Consider the following 448-nt stretch of genomic DNA (forward strand, 5'->3'; position numbering starts at 1 on the left):
AAGCATGTCTGGCCGGAAAACCCGCTGCTCGCCGCCGCCACCGCCCGGGCCAAGCCGCGCGGGACCTAGCCTTTGGAGCTTCGCGGCTGTAATTCATGGCCATGATCAACGTTTTGCGTTCGCCCGATTTCCAGCAGAGCCAGAGACTGCGCCTCAACACGCTAATCCGGTTGCGATGGCTTGCCATTGTCGGTCAGAGCCTGGCGGTGCTCGTCGTCGCCTATGGGCTGAAGTTTCCGCTGCCGGTCAGCCTCTGCTTTGCCCTGATCGCCTGTTCGGCCTGGATGAACCTGTTTCTCGCCTTTCGCTTTCCGGCGGCACACCGGCTCACGCCGCTTGCGGCCTTCGGCATCCTCATCTTCGACAGCCTTCAGCTTGCCGGCCTGCTCTACATGACCGGCGGCCTCACCAATCCGTTCTCGCTGCTGATGACCGTGCCTGTCGTCAT

General features: G+C 62.5%; 1 pseudogene. It reads left to right on the forward strand.

What is annotated here, in order from left to right:
• Positions 1-95 precede the first annotated feature (95 nt).
• Positions 96-448, forward strand: a pseudogene (locus EOA22_RS37105) (sensor histidine kinase); the annotation flags it as partial.

Origin of the sequence: Mesorhizobium sp. M7A.F.Ca.US.014.04.1.1, assembly GCF_003998745.1 — a bacterium.
GTDB lineage: Bacteria > Pseudomonadota > Alphaproteobacteria > Rhizobiales > Rhizobiaceae > Mesorhizobium > Mesorhizobium ciceri.